This window comes from Sphingobacterium sp. SRCM116780 (assembly GCF_021442025.1).
In the GTDB taxonomy this organism is placed as follows: domain Bacteria; phylum Bacteroidota; class Bacteroidia; order Sphingobacteriales; family Sphingobacteriaceae; genus Sphingobacterium.
The window spans coordinates 2,022,631-2,036,793 of the sequence record NZ_CP090446.1; the positions used below are offsets into that span (position 1 = coordinate 2,022,631).

The 14,163-nt window shown below is 34.0% G+C and carries 13 protein-coding genes; 8 read left to right on the top strand and 5 right to left on the bottom strand.

What is annotated here, in order from left to right; all coding sequences use genetic code 11:
* Positions 1–56: 56 nt before the first annotated feature.
* From icd to LZQ00_RS08830, 3 genes are all read right to left on the bottom strand, one after another.
* The gene (icd, locus tag LZQ00_RS08820; protein WP_234514665.1) at positions 57–1,319 is read right to left on the bottom strand and encodes an NADP-dependent isocitrate dehydrogenase; all 1,263 of its coding nucleotides are present in this window, start codon (positions 1,317–1,319) and stop codon (positions 57–59) included.
* 10 nt (positions 1,320–1,329) lie between these two features.
* The gene (locus LZQ00_RS08825) at positions 1,330–3,459 is read right to left on the bottom strand and encodes a cation:proton antiporter (protein ID WP_234514667.1); all 2,130 of its coding nucleotides are present in this window, start codon (positions 3,457–3,459) and stop codon (positions 1,330–1,332) included.
* Between the two features lie 113 nt (positions 3,460–3,572).
* The gene (locus tag LZQ00_RS08830; protein ID WP_234514668.1) at positions 3,573–4,793 is read right to left on the bottom strand and encodes an ABC transporter permease; all 1,221 of its coding nucleotides are present in this window, start codon (positions 4,791–4,793) and stop codon (positions 3,573–3,575) included.
* 111 nt (positions 4,794–4,904) lie between these two features.
* Between LZQ00_RS08830 and fmt the strand changes: the two genes are divergently transcribed.
* On the top strand, positions 4,905–5,822 hold the full coding sequence (gene fmt / locus LZQ00_RS08835) for a methionyl-tRNA formyltransferase (RefSeq protein WP_234514670.1): 918 nt from the start codon (positions 4,905–4,907) through the stop codon (positions 5,820–5,822).
* Here the strand turns inward: fmt and LZQ00_RS08840 are convergent.
* Positions 5,819–6,025, bottom strand: coding sequence for a helix-turn-helix domain-containing protein (locus LZQ00_RS08840; RefSeq protein ID WP_234514671.1), 207 nt, complete (start codon positions 6,023–6,025; stop codon positions 5,819–5,821). The genes fmt and LZQ00_RS08840 overlap by 4 nt on opposite strands.
* 377 nt (positions 6,026–6,402) lie before the next feature.
* Here LZQ00_RS08840 and LZQ00_RS08845 point away from each other — a divergent pair, with 377 nt between their 5' ends.
* From LZQ00_RS08845 to LZQ00_RS08855, 3 genes are all read left to right on the top strand, one after another.
* Positions 6,403–7,263 (top strand): RNA polymerase sigma factor RpoD/SigA, encoded by an 861-nt coding sequence (locus tag LZQ00_RS08845; RefSeq protein WP_234514673.1) that lies wholly within the window; start codon positions 6,403–6,405, stop codon positions 7,261–7,263.
* An 825-nt stretch (positions 7,264–8,088) separates the two neighbouring features.
* Positions 8,089–8,730 (top strand): RDD family protein, encoded by a 642-nt coding sequence (locus tag LZQ00_RS08850; protein WP_234514675.1) that lies wholly within the window; start codon positions 8,089–8,091, stop codon positions 8,728–8,730.
* A gap of 13 nt (positions 8,731–8,743) precedes the next feature.
* On the top strand, positions 8,744–9,346 hold the full coding sequence (locus LZQ00_RS08855; RefSeq protein WP_234514677.1) for a DUF4126 domain-containing protein: 603 nt from the start codon (positions 8,744–8,746) through the stop codon (positions 9,344–9,346).
* A gap of 50 nt (positions 9,347–9,396) precedes the next feature.
* Here LZQ00_RS08855 and LZQ00_RS08860 read toward each other — a convergent pair whose 3' ends face one another.
* Positions 9,397–9,726, bottom strand: a complete 330-nt coding sequence (locus LZQ00_RS08860) for a DUF3276 family protein (RefSeq protein ID WP_234514678.1) — start codon at positions 9,724–9,726, stop codon at positions 9,397–9,399.
* A 283-nt stretch (positions 9,727–10,009) separates the two neighbouring features.
* On the opposite strand from LZQ00_RS08860, the gene LZQ00_RS08865 reads away from it, so the two are divergent.
* The 4 genes from LZQ00_RS08865 to LZQ00_RS08880 are packed head-to-tail and all read left to right on the top strand — an operon-like array spanning position 10,010 to position 14,156.
* The gene (locus LZQ00_RS08865) at positions 10,010–10,909 is read left to right on the top strand and encodes a LiaF transmembrane domain-containing protein (RefSeq protein WP_234514680.1); all 900 of its coding nucleotides are present in this window, start codon (positions 10,010–10,012) and stop codon (positions 10,907–10,909) included.
* Positions 10,910–10,912: 3 nt separating this feature from the next.
* Positions 10,913–11,956 carry a sensor histidine kinase gene (locus LZQ00_RS08870; protein WP_234514681.1) on the top strand — a complete coding sequence of 348 codons (1,044 nt, stop codon included), beginning with the start codon at positions 10,913–10,915 and terminating at the stop codon, positions 11,954–11,956.
* Positions 11,949–12,689, top strand: a complete 741-nt coding sequence (locus LZQ00_RS08875; RefSeq protein ID WP_234514683.1) for a LytR/AlgR family response regulator transcription factor — start codon at positions 11,949–11,951, stop codon at positions 12,687–12,689. The genes LZQ00_RS08870 and LZQ00_RS08875 overlap by 8 nt, the downstream gene beginning before the upstream one ends.
* Before the next feature lie 36 nt (positions 12,690–12,725).
* A complete protein-coding gene (locus LZQ00_RS08880) occupies positions 12,726–14,156 on the top strand; it encodes a serine hydrolase domain-containing protein (protein ID WP_234514684.1) in 1,431 nt (476 codons plus the stop codon).
* The last annotated feature ends 7 nt before the right edge of the window (positions 14,157–14,163 follow it).

Consider the following 14,163-nt stretch of genomic DNA (forward strand, 5'->3'; position numbering starts at 1 on the left):
TGATCCTTAAATTAAATTTCAAAGATCAGCTTTATCGATGGAATTAAGAATTGTTTTTACAACTTTTCAATGATACGATCGGCAAATTCACTTGTCTTCACAAGGGTTGCTTCTTCCATTAAATTATAAAAATCAACTGTAACTGTTTTCGCCTTTATGGTATCCCCTAATGCTTTCACAATCGCATCAGCTGCTTCTTGCCAACCCATATATTCGAACATCATCACACCACTCAAAATAACAGATGAAGGATTCATCGTATTTGTATTCGCAAAACGAGGAGCTGTTCCATGCGTTGCTTCAAACACAGCATGACCTGTATTGTAATTAATATTCGCACCAGGAGCAATCCCTATACCACCCACTATTGCAGCTAAAGCATCCGAAATATAATCACCATTTAAATTAAGTGTAGCAATAACGGAATAATCACGAGGGTTTAACAAAATCTGTTGTAAGAAATTATCAGCGATTACATCTTTGATCAAGATCCGACCAGCGGCCAAAGCTTGTTTCTGTTCCTGATTGGCAGCCTCTTCTCCTTTTTCTTCTTTTGTCCGTTCCCATTGTCCCCAAGTATAGGTCTGATTTGCAAATTCTGCTTCTGCAAGTTCATATCCCCAATTCTTAAAAGCACCTTCTGTGAACTTCATGATATTACCCTTGTGAACCAAAGTTACAGAGGGTAATTTATGTGTTATTGCATGTTCAATAGCCGTTCTAATCAGTCGTTTAGAACCTTTTTCTGAAACAAGTTTGATCCCAACACCCGTATCATTTGAAAAGTTATAATCCACGTGAAGATTTTGCTTTAAAAAGTCTTGAATCTTCGTCGCGTCCTCCGTTCCTGCAGCAAATTCTATCCCAGCATAAATATCTTCTGTATTTTCTCTAAAAATGACCATATTGACATATTCCGGGTGCTTAACAGGAGAAGGAACACCTTCGTACCATATAGTAGGACGTTGACAGACAAACAAATCCAGCTCTTTACGTAAAGCAACATTTAAGGAACGAATACCACCCCCAATTGGAGTCGTCAAAGGCCCCTTTATACCCACTAAATATTCTTTCAATATGGTTAGTGTTTCTTCGGGTAGCCAGTCTCCGGTCTCATTAAATGCCTTTTCTCCAGCTAAAACTTCTCTCCATTCAATTTTCCTTTTACCCACGTAAACCTTTTCTACCGCTCGATCAAATACCCGAACAGATGCATTCCAGATATCTGGTCCGATACCATCCCCTATAATAAACGGAATAATGGGTTGGTCTGGAACTTGTAACGATCCATGAGCTGATTTTGTTATTTTATTCGCCATACTTGAATATCTATTTTTCCTTATTAAACATATTGCCAATTTCCTTACTTATTTTTCTAAAAATTGGTGCAGCCTGTACATCCTCATATTCATCGATATGTTGATTATCGATACGACTCGGAAATACCAAAACCACATTTTCATGCTGATGAATCTTTTCCAATTTCTTTGCCAAACCATCTAAAGAACTCCGATAAGATACTTCTCCGTATCGCGAAGAAACATAAAATAATAAGGCATTATCTTCTCTAAAATGAATTAAACCTTGTATATTATCCCAATTGTCATAAATTCTAAAATCTACTGGAACTGAATTTTTTATTTCAGCTAGGTATTCTTTTGTTGCTAATTCAGTTCTTCCATCACAAACAAAAGTGACTAAAATAGTAAGCTCTTGTCCTAATTTAAGCACTTTTTCTACCCAGTATTCAAAACCAAATTCTGATTCTGCCAAAGGTGGGGCAAAAACAATAATTTTTTTATGCGAAATAAATGGTTTTTTAAATTGACACATCATCACGTTGGCAGAAGTACGATTTAAAATACTCTCTGTCTTTTCCCCAACTATTTTATCAACAAAATTCGTTGCACTTGGCCAGCCTAAAATAATACAATCTGCCATTATATCTCTGGCACTGCGGCTAATTCCACTAGCAATATTAAAATCGATAGTCGTTGCTATATTTACTTCCGTTTCACTCCCTGAGGCATACTTCACGATATTATCCAAGTTTTTACGAGCAGTTGCCATGTTCTTTTCCGCTTGTTCGTTATCCTTTACAACGGATACAATATTAATAGGATGATGCGATTTTTTACTCTTCATCATCGTTGCAAAGTCTAAAATAGACTGCATGTTTTCCATGTTAGCCAACGGGATCAAAATATGTTCATCATGCTCTTTCACAATATTAATATGGGAATCATCTTGATCTCCATCCAAAACGATTTTTTTAGAAGCTCCTTCTGTCACAATCGTCGCGACGATACAAGTTACTAAAATCAATAAGATCGTTCCGTTCAATACACTTTCATCGATAATGCCATTTTTATGACCAACCATGATAACTGCCAACGTCGCCGCTGCATGTGAGCTACTGAGTCCAAAAATAACATTACGTTGACCTTTAGTATACTTAAAAACAAATTGTGTCACTCGAGCAGCACTCCATTTTCCAATTATAGCCACTACGGTTAACGTAGCTGCAACAATTAAAGCTTCAGGACCATGTAAAAGTACACTAACATCAACAATCATCCCTACACTGATCAAGAAGAATGGGATAAAAATGGCATTCCCAATAAATTCAATTCGATTCATTAAAGCCGAAGAATGAGGGATAAGCTTATTTAAGGCCAAACCTGCCACGAATGCACCTATTATAGGTTCTAAACCTGCTATTTCAGATAAAAAAGCTGCAAAAAAAACAATCGCTAAAATGAAAATGTAGTGAGAAGTCTTTTCACTTTCAATTTTTTCAAAAAACCATTTGGCAATTCGAGGAATAATACCAAACATAATAAAGAGAAAGATCGCAAAAGATATACCCAATGTCACCCAAAACTCTTGTCCGATATTACCCTGAGCAGCACCAGTAATCACAGCAAGAATAATCAGAACAGCTGTATCGGTCAGGATTGTCCCTCCAATAGTAATGGCAACAGCTTCATTTTTAGAAATACCATAACTATTCACAATTGGGTAAGACACCAATGTATGGGTAGCAAACATACTTGAAATCAATATACTCGCTAATATGCCATAATTTAAAAAATAATAACAGACAGGAAAGCCAATGGCTATGGGGATGATAAAAGTAAAAAAGCCAAAAAGGAAGCTTTTATGTTTCGTTTTTTTAAACTCATTCATATCCAGCTCCAAACCAGCAATGAACATGATATAAAGCAAGCCTATTGTTGAAAATAAATCTACTGCTGAGTTTTTTTCTAACCAATTTAAACCATGTGGGCCGATAATAACACCAGAAATAATCAAACCTATAATTCCTGGAACCTTTATCGATCGCAATAAAATTGGCGATAATAAGATGATAACAAGTACAAGCGCGAAAATAAGTACTGGACTTTTTAAAGGAGCTTCGAAAGCATGCGATAAGTGATCTAATACGTTTCTATTCATAGATATATAAAGCTAATTCAAGTACACATTTGAAAAGAATTACTGATAAAAGTTCTTCTCTCAAACTTCTAAAAGTAAAATATTTATTCCGAAACCACAATTAAACCCTCAAATTATTTGAAAGAAATCGCTTTAATTGGGCTGATTTTGGTAATCAATAAAGAAGGAATAAACAAGGCTAACATACCAATCAACATCAAAGATATATTAATCAAAATGACATCCGTCCACAAAAGTTTCACAGCGACATAAGAGATATAATACGTCTGTTCATCCAGTTTGAAGAAATGGGCATGATATTGAAAGAAATAAAGGCTTAGACCGAGTAAATTGCCTATAATAACACCTAAACCAATTAAGTACAAGGCATTATACATAAACACTCTTCTGACTCCGTTATTATGAAAACCCAATGCTTTCAGAATCCCAATCATCGAAGTTCTTTCTAGAATCGTAATGAGTAAAGCTGAAACCATATTAATGATGGCAACAAGTGTTACTAACACGAAAATAACCTTCGTATTCATATCCAATAGATCCAACCACTGAAATATATCAGGTACTTGATCTCGAATACTGACCGCCTGCATATCCACAGGAAGTTCATCTTCAATTTGACTAGTCGTCTGATTCAATTGTGTAAAATCGTGAATGCGCACTTCATAACCTCCAACCGCTGTGCTATCCAAATTATTAAGTCTTCTGATCAGATTTAAAGAACCGATAACATATATTTTATCGAGTTCTTCTGAACCAGAATTATAGATTCCCTTAATTTCAAATTTTCTTTTTCGGATTGGTTGTTGAACAAAATACATGATGAAGTCATCACCGACTTTCAACATTAATCTATTGGCAAGATATTTTGAGACCAAAATCTGTTCTCCTGACCCCTGATCTGCTTTAAAATTAATGGTATCACCTGCCACCAATATTGTCTTTAAATACGATTGATCGTAACAAGAGTCTAATCCCTTTAGCAACACCCCTTCTACTTCATCATTTACGTTAATAATTCCAGCTTTTGTAGCAAAGGAATAAATTGAAGCAACATTAGATTGTTTTTTCAATTTGTTTAACTGGGTTGTATCCAAACTGATCGGAGAATTTTCATATGCATTATTCAAATCATAACGCAAGACCATGACATCTCCAAAAAAACCACGCTGTTTTCCAGTGATCTCTGACTTAAATCCTCTTAATACAGCAACAGAAAGAATGATTGCCGCAATAGCTAAAGCAATTGCCCCAACAGTAATGCGTACAATCAATTTAGAAAAAGTTCTTTTTCCTAAAAATGTGATTCTCTTGGCTAAAAAGTATGGAAAATTCAAGCTTTAAATATATTTATGTAACTTCGCAAAGTTAAAAAAAAATGTGAATCAGCCTATTTTATTCCTGCTGTTTGCATCATAATCTATCAAAATATAACGAGATAATAGTATATGCGTATAATTTTCATGGGAACCCCAGACTTTGCCGTAGCTTCTTTAGATGCTCTTATTCAATCGGGAGAAAATGTTGTTGCTGTAGTCACTGCTCCGGACAAGCCAGCTGGTCGTGGTCAGAAACTTCATCAATCTGCAGTAAAAGTATATGCAGAAGCGCATCATATTCCTGTATTACAGCCCATAAAATTAAAAGACCCTGCTTTTTTGGAAGAACTAAAATCTTATCAAGCTGATTTACAAATTGTCGTTGCGTTTCGAATGTTACCCGAATTAGTTTGGAGCATGCCTATTCATGGAACAATCAATGTACATGCATCCCTACTCCCACAGTATAGAGGAGCAGCACCGATCAATCATGCCGTTATCAATGGCGAAAAGGTAACTGGTGTTTCTACTTTTCTTTTGCAACACGAAATTGACACTGGGAATATCCTATTATCTGATCAAGTAACCATTGAAGAGGAGGACACCGCCGGAATATTACATGATAAATTAATGGTGGCTGGCGCTCAACTTTTACTCAAGACTATTGAAGGATTAAAAAACAACAATCTGAGTCCAACCCCACAAAGCACGTTGATTCCAGAAAGTGAGCTAAAACATGCGCCTAAAATATTTAAAGAAAACTGTCAAATAGATTGGAACCAAGACATTGATCGTATTTACAATCTTATTCGTGGTCTAAGCCCTTACCCAGCAGCATTTACAAGCTTAAACAATAAAACGGTGAAATTATATACGGTGACAAAAGAATACACAGCTCCGGATATAGCAACTGGAGATTATAAAACAGATGAGAAGACTTATCTTAAATTCGCTGGAAACAATGGGTATATCCATGTTTCATCATTACAAATAGAAGGCAAGAAAAAAATGCAAATCGTTGAATTTTTAAGAGGTTACAGATTTTAATCCTCTATATATTCCATTAAATCTGAAGGCTGACATTGTAAAGCCTTACAAATAGAAGCCAAAGTATCTAATCGTAATGCTTTGGCTTTTTGATTTTTTATAATTGAAAGGTTTGACAACGTAATACCTACCTTAGCACTTAAATCGTTCAATGACATTTTACGATCTCTCATAACTTTGTCCAAGTGAATAGTAATTGGCATAATTTAAATTATAATATTTATTGGTTAACATTCGAAAGTATAAAAAGGTTTTATCAAAATAAAATCATTTTTAGGCCCTCTCAAATTTATTCTTTTTTTATTTAAAACTTTTCATTTGGTTTATAATCTTTCGTATAAATAAATATTGAAATTAAACCATATTCATTTACAACAGATTACAAATAAATATATAATTTCCAACAATAATATAATTAAAAATCAATGCTTTTGGAATAATTTTTGCTTGTAGAAAAATTAAATAAAAATCCTCATAACCAATCACATATACAAATGAATTGGCAATAAATATAAAAATAAGTCGTTTTATTTTTGTACTTTTGCAAACATTTCAGAGAAGAAAGGTATTAATATAATTAATGAGACAGCTCAAAATCACACAATCGATTACCAACCGTGAGTCACAGTCACTAGACAAATACTTACACGAAATTGGTAAAGTAGACTTAATCACAGCAGAAGAAGAAGTTGAATTAGCTCAACGTATCCGTGAAGGCGATCAAGTTGCATTGGAGAAATTAACTAAAACTAACTTACGTTTCGTCGTATCTGTAGCAAAACAATATCAAAATCAAGGATTAACCTTAGGCGATTTAATCAACGAAGGTAACTTGGGCCTCATTAAGGCAGCAAAACGTTTTGATGAGACAAAAGGTTTTAAGTTTATCTCTTATGCGGTATGGTGGATTCGTCAATCTATTCTTCAAGCTATTGCAGAGCAATCTCGTATTGTACGTTTACCTTTGAACCAAGTCGGTTCATTAAGTAAAATTAGTAAAGCTTTCTCTAAATTAGAACAAGAATATGAACGCGAACCTTCACCAGAAGAACTTGCAGAAATTCTTGAAACAACAGTCGATAAAGTATCGGACACATTAAGTAATTCAGGTAGACATGTATCTATGGATGCACCATTCGTGCAAGGGGAAGAAAATACCCTATTAGATGTATTAGAGAATCATGACCCTGAAACAGACAGTTCCCTTATCGATGAATCTTTATCTGAAGAAATCAAACGTTCATTAGCAACCTTAACAGAACGCGAAAGAGAAATAATTGTTTTATTCTTTGGCCTTGGTTCAAATCATCAATTATCATTAGAAGAAATTGGTGAGAAATTCAGCTTAACACGTGAACGTGTTCGTCAGATTAAAGATAAAGCTTTACAACGCTTACGTCATACGTCTCGTAGCAAAATCTTAAAATCTTATTTAGGTTAATAGTATTTACAGTATTTTTTCAGATGCGCAGCCAAAAACTGCGCATTTTTCATTTCTTATTATCAACAGAAATATACATTCTGAATGATGGACTCCTAACAAAGATAAAAGCGATATTCATCTACAAGAAATATTGCAAAATCAAATAAAGCAATATTAACCCACAGGAAATACAACACAACTATTGTAACAACAAACACTTGTCAATACATCAAGACAAATCACCTCCTCTCATTCAGCTTCGAGATAGCTACTAAGCTACTTTTTAACCGCTCTAGCGAATGATCTTCATTAAGAGCAAATGAATATCGGTTAAAAAACAACCAAACTAGAGCACTCCTTTTTAGTTCCTTAATACGGAAGCTGGATATTGATGTAAAAACTGATCATTATGAAACCTTTTCCTAACCTTATTCGTACCTTATTCTAACCACCTTCGGAGTTTTACCACGGCTGGAACGCTCTTTTACCGCTGTTGCACCGCTCTTTTCGCGTTGCAGGTGTGTAAAACAGTGATGCACAGGTGGTGCAAAGGCGTTGGGAGTTAGAAGAAAGTCCGAAGTTGGTTAGAAGTTGATATAGATTAAGCACGAATTGCATTCCTGTACTGAACTTTACTTAGCATAGAAAAATAAAAGCACTATAGATGAAATATATTTTTTATAAAAGTAATTTTTTTATAAAAACATACAACGTTAAAATAGACGTGAAAAATAAAATTATTTATAAGAAACAAAACGTTGAATTTGTATATTGTATCAATTTTAATAAAACAATAAAGATTAAAACAGCAGTTGTATGAAAACTTTTAATAATTAAGTCAGTATGCTCATCATATTTGGAACAAAATCAATAGGTAAAACGGTTAAATATGGTAATTTCCACTGTCCTCGCTGTCAAATGGAACGTCCTTATCAATTAAAACAAAACCGCAGGTATTTTTCGCTATTCTTTATTCCTATGATTCCCTTGGAAAAACAGGGAGATACTTTGGAATGCAATTTCTGCAGAACAGCCTATATACCTGCATCTATATTACCTGCTTCAGAGTACACATCATCTACTTTGAATATCGATGGCTTGACTCATCCATTAGCTTCATTCGGTCAACGTATTGGTAGTTATTTCATTGATCTTGTCGTATTGATCTTACTTAACTTTCCGTTAGCAACATTGACTACACGTTTTAAAGATTACTTGCCTGAGAATTATTTTTTAGTATTTTTACCTGTATGGGCGCTTTACTTCTTCCTGATGGAATGGTTATTGAAAGGAACTTTGGGTAAGAAGATATGTGGCATTAAGATTGTTTCAGATACAGAAGGAAAATCTGTTACTATTTTCCAATACCTAATCAGAAGTATCATAAAAACAATTCCGATTATCAACATGATACTCTTCTTTAATGACAAACGTAAGGGCTGTCATGATTTTGCAGCCAATACAATTGTGGTTGAAACGAAATAACACATTATCTATTATGACGGACCATATCCCATTTCTATCTTATATCATAAGCGCTTGTATTGGTATAGGTCTGGCTGCAGCGACAGGATTTCGGGTATTTCTACCGATCTTCATCATCAGTTTGTCCAGTTATTTCAATTGGATACCAATAGCCGAAAACTGGGAATGGTTAGCAAGTCTACCCACATTGATTATCAGTGCTGTAGCGATGTTAATTGAAGTATTAAGCTTTTATATCCCTTTTTTGGATAATGTCCTTGACAGTATTTCTATCCCGTTGGCAACGATTGCTGGATCCGCATTGTTTGCCCTCCAATTTACCGACATGCAAGATATACCCCAGTGGGCTTTATCAATAATTGCTGGAGGAGGAACGGCAGCACTTATCGGAACAAGTTTCGCAGGCACACGTGCAGCTTCATCCGCTACTACTGGAGGATTAGGGAATCCCGTTGTTTCTACAGTAGAAACGACAGGTTCTATTGTGATGACGATCTTAACGATAATAGCTCCAATTTTAGCGCTGGTAGTTGTTATCTTAATCGTTTGGCTTATTTTACGTTATGGTAAAAAATTGTGGAATAGGCTATTCATGAAGAAGAAGTCTATTGCATAAAAAAAGGTTACAATTCTTTTTGTAACCTTTTCTTTAAATTCGTCCATATGCTAGAAAGAAAAATCATCTTTCGAGCTTTCAGCCGCATATGTTGTATCATCAAAATTAGGTTCGTAACGTTTTTCTACTACTTCCTGATTAGATTTAATATATTCAACCACATCAGTTAAACCTTCAGCAAATTTTTCAAAATCTTCTTTATATAAGAATATTTTGTGTTTAATAAACTGTCCGTCTTCAAAACGTTTCTTACTTTCAGTGATGGTAATGTAATAATCATTAGATCGTGTAGCCTTTACATCAAAAAAATAAGTACGTTTACCGGCTCTCACCTTTTTTGAAAAAACCTCTTCGCGCTCTTTGTTCTCAAAATCTCCCATTGGTTATTATTTAAGTTTAAGTAATCTTAATCTGTGATAAATATATAATATTTAGCATGAAACTTCCAAATATTATTCAAAAAAAATAAAATAAAATATACGATAACATACTGGTAAAGTTCCTATCTTTTATTTTTTAACGACAAATCATCGGTAAAAACTGGTAATGATATTTTTTCACCGATGATTTTATTACATTTACCGAATAATTTAGTTTAATTACCTATTTCAACTACTCAAGATCGCGTAACCAATATATCTTTGAGGTATAAATTTAAAAGTCATGGAAAAAGAACCATTCATACCAAAAAGTAACAACAGTAAAAATATCATTGGAGGTATAATCATACTCATTGGTATACTATTTTTATTAAAAAACCTAAACATAGACTATCTCTTTCCATCATGGATGTTTGGATGGTATATGATTTTGATTATTGTCGGTTTAGTGATCGGGATTAATTCTCAATTTCAAAAAAAATCTTCCATAATTTTAATTGCTCTGGGCTTAGCATTTCTTGCGAGAGAGATTATGCATACAGATTTTGGAGGAATTATATTTCCAATATTGATTATTGGCGTTGGAGCATACTTTATCATTGGTCGTAAAAAAGGATTACCTGAGATCCCTCCTATGCCCAATAATCCGAACAACCCTCCAAAACAACCCTCAGATTTTGATTGGGACAAAAGGGTTGTTGATCCCAACACAGAAAATAATTCGTTAATTGTTGACAACAATATAACGAATGAAACAACAATAAGTAATGAGCCAACAAGTCAAGGTCTGCCTAACGAGCAGACCTTTGGAGCTCAAAATTATGCAAATACTGATAATAGTTTTGAAGATGTTTTGAATGTTAATTCCATTTTTGCAAGTCTAAAAAAACTGATTCTATCCAAAAATTTCAGAGGAGGTAATATTGCTTGTATGTTTGGTAGTGTATCCATAGACTTAACACAGGCAGATATAACCGATACGGCTGTAATTGATGCATTTCAGATGTTTGGAAGTGCTAAAATAATTGTACCTGCAAATTGGACTATTTATACCAATGTATCTTCTGTATTTGGAGATGTTGATGATCGTCGATTCCATGTAGGATTAACAAGAGATCCCAATAAAAAACTTTACATTACCGGTACTTGTCTTTTTGGAAATTTGACTATTAGAAATGTCTAAATCATGAAGGATAAGATTTTATTGCAAAATAAAAATAAGCTCATTCTAATCATTTGTTTAAGTATACTAATTGGCTATTTTGTTATACAATATGCATTGATGTATCGCTCTGGTTTTCCAAGCGACATTACTATTAAAGACTGTATCATCAATAGTCTTGTGATGATGCTTTGTTGTTATGCCTTATCAACGACACTAAATTATTACATTCCGAAACCCAATCAAATCTGGAAAGTGCTTATTATTGGGTTAATCATGAGCGGTATAAGCATCATCGCGAGTCGTTTAGTCATTCAATATTATCTTCCTCTAGAACATTTGAAGATATATGATCTGATCATTCCTTTTCGTTTCATTACCAATTTTCTTATCCTCACCTCTGTTGCCATTTTTATTATTATTTGGAATATTCAAGAGGAACACATTACAAATATTAAAAGAAAACAAGATTCGGAAAACCAATTGCGAGAAGCAGAGTTATATAATCTGAGACAGCAATTACAACCACATTTCTTATTCAACAGTCTCAATTCAATTATTGCGCTGATTGGCCCTAAACCCTCAGAAGCTCGAAACATGACTTTTCAGCTATCTGATTTTCTACGAGGAACACTCCGAAAGGAAAACAATCAATTAATTGTTCTGCAAGAAGAGTTAAACCATCTGGAATTGTACTTAGATATTGAAAAAGTAAGATTTGGACATCGTCTCAGTGTTCATATCAAACATGATACGGATGTATTAACAGCTAAAATACCTGCCATGATCTTACAACCTTTGGTAGAGAATGCCATTAAACATGGCTTGTACAATGTAACAGAAGATGTTACGATTTCTATAAAATGCTTTTTCGAAAACAAAACTTTATGTGTTGTCATTGAAAATCCCTTTGATCCAAACGAATCTATGCAATCAAAAGGTACTGGATTTGGTTTGACCAGTATTCAAAGGCGTTTATTTCTTCTTTTCGGAAGAAATGATCTCTTACTGACCCATAGTGAAAACAATATATTTACCAGTAGTATCAAAATTCCTCAATATGATTAAAGTGATCCTCATTGATGATGAACCGTTGGCACGTTCCATCCTCGTAGAATATTTAAGCCAAGATCCTTCAGTGTCTATCGTTGCAGAATGTGGTGATGGATTTGAAGGTGTAAAAGCCATCCAACAACATCAACCTGATTTATTATTTCTAGATGTTCAGATGCCTAAATTAACAGGATTTGAAATGCTTGAATTGATAGAAAATCCTCCTCCAGTTATTTTCACAACCGCTTTTGATGACTATGCACTTAAGGCTTTCGAAAAAAATGCGATTGATTATTTGATGAAACCAATTTCTCCAAATCGATTTAAACAGGCTTTAGAAAAATTTAAATTAAACTTTGCTAAACCTGTTCCCGCTCCAACACCAAATTATGAAGCAGTCATTCATCAAGAAGAATCAAAATTAGATCGTATTGTTGTCAAAACAGGTACTCAAATTAAAATCATACCTGTTCCTCAAATCAAATATCTGGAAGCTTATGACGATTATGTAAAAATTCATACTGCAGATGGTGTCTTTCTAAAAAATAAAACAATGGCATTTTTTGAAAAACACTTGGACGACCGTGCATTTGTTAGGATACACCGCTCTTTTATTATCAAAATCGATCAATTGGCAAAAATAGAACCTTGGGAAAAAGATAGTTTTATTGCCGCTCTGATCACTGGTGAAAAACTAAATATCAGCAAATCTGGATATACACGCCTAAAACAAATCATTGGCATATAAATAAAGTTTATGTAGATTTGTAATAGTATATTCATTATGAAAAAAATTATTACTGCACTTTTATTCAGTAGTTCATTATCTGCTGTCGCTCAAAATTCTACACAAGAACAGATCAACCATACGTTCTATAACAAAATAGAGTTTTTTATTAATTCACAAAAGACAGATTCCATTTATAATTTGGCGAATGAAGGATTTAAAAAAGCGGTGCCTTATTCTTCTTTGAAAAATCTATTGGAAACTGAAATCTATCCATTAGGAAGAATTCAACATGTTGAAAAATTGAATTTCAACAATGGTGTTACTCAATATCTCGTAGACTTTACAGATAAATCGTTCACAGTACCTTTTGGTGTGGATAGCACCATGCATTACCATACTTTAGGTTTCCAACCTTATGCCAAACCAGTAGCAGATAAACAAGAGCCTGTCATGACAAGCACTGTTGTCGGGAATAAAATGGATTTTTTTATTGATTCGATAGCAAATGAATATAGCAAAAAAGGAAATACACAATCATTAACGATAGGTGTTATTCAGAATGAACAACTCAGCACTTATTTCTATGGAGAAACAGAAAAGGGAAATAAAATCTTACCTACTTCGACAACATTATATGAATTAGGGTCGTTATCAAAAATTTTCACCGCTACTCTTCTCGCCAATCTTGTTGAAAATGGTACAGTTAAATTGGATCAATCCATCACAGATTTTTTACCTGATACCTTAAAAGCAAACCCAAATTTAAAGGCAATAACCTTCAAAAATTTAGCCAATCATACTTCAGGATTACCTCGATTGCCTAATAATTTTGAAAAAATAAAAGGATACGACGCAAATAATCCATATAAAGGATACGATAGAAAGTACTTATATCAATATTTATCTACTTTCAAATCGGACAGTACCGCTGGAGAAAAATATGAATATAGCAATTTAGGTTATGCTGTATTGGGAGATATTTTGACAACGATCTATAAGAGGAACTACAATACAACTATTCAAGAGATCATTGCAAAACCATTAGGTTTAACTGCCACATCAGATGTCATAAACCCAAAAACGCAGTATCTGTCAAAAGTTTATAATGCAAAGGGCGATGAAACCAAATCATGGGATTTTCTTTCCTTTAGTGCAGCCAGAGGTTTAAAATCGAATGTGACAGATTTACTTACTTTTGCTAAAGCGCAATTTAAGATGCCAGAAACACCCTTAGAAAATGCGATGGCTTTAACCCGACAGTTCACTTATTTCCTACCTCCAAATACAGATATTGGACTGGCTTGGCATATGGATTTAATCGACGACATCACCTACTGTTATCATACAGGAGGTACTGCAGGAAGCAGTTCTTACATTGCTATTGCTCCTGATAAAAAAACTGCAGTTGTATTACTTTCAAATGCAGCAGAATCTGTCGAAAAAACAGGAGTTTCCATTTTTAACTTCCTTCTTTCTCAAAAATAAAAGAAAA

Coding starts and splice junctions, on each gene's coding strand:
- LZQ00_RS08850 (WP_234514675.1), top strand. CDS start 8,089: ATGCTCATCATATTTGGAACAAAATCAATAGGTAAAACGGTTAAATAT.
- LZQ00_RS08840 (WP_234514671.1), bottom strand. CDS start 6,025: ATGCCAATTACTATTCACTTGGACAAAGTTATGAGAGATCGTAAAATG.
- LZQ00_RS08875 (WP_234514683.1), top strand. CDS start 11,949: ATGATTAAAGTGATCCTCATTGATGATGAACCGTTGGCACGTTCCATC.
- LZQ00_RS08860 (WP_234514678.1), bottom strand. CDS start 9,726: ATGGGAGATTTTGAGAACAAAGAGCGCGAAGAGGTTTTTTCAAAAAAG.
- icd (WP_234514665.1), bottom strand. CDS start 1,319: ATGGCGAATAAAATAACAAAATCAGCTCATGGATCGTTACAAGTTCCA.
- LZQ00_RS08880 (WP_234514684.1), top strand. CDS start 12,726: ATGAAAAAAATTATTACTGCACTTTTATTCAGTAGTTCATTATCTGCT.
- LZQ00_RS08870 (WP_234514681.1), top strand. CDS start 10,913: ATGAAGGATAAGATTTTATTGCAAAATAAAAATAAGCTCATTCTAATC.
- fmt (WP_234514670.1), top strand. CDS start 4,905: ATGCGTATAATTTTCATGGGAACCCCAGACTTTGCCGTAGCTTCTTTA.
- LZQ00_RS08865 (WP_234514680.1), top strand. CDS start 10,010: ATGGAAAAAGAACCATTCATACCAAAAAGTAACAACAGTAAAAATATC.
- LZQ00_RS08855 (WP_234514677.1), top strand. CDS start 8,744: ATGACGGACCATATCCCATTTCTATCTTATATCATAAGCGCTTGTATT.
- LZQ00_RS08845 (WP_234514673.1), top strand. CDS start 6,403: ATGAGACAGCTCAAAATCACACAATCGATTACCAACCGTGAGTCACAG.
- LZQ00_RS08825 (WP_234514667.1), bottom strand. CDS start 3,459: ATGAATAGAAACGTATTAGATCACTTATCGCATGCTTTCGAAGCTCCT.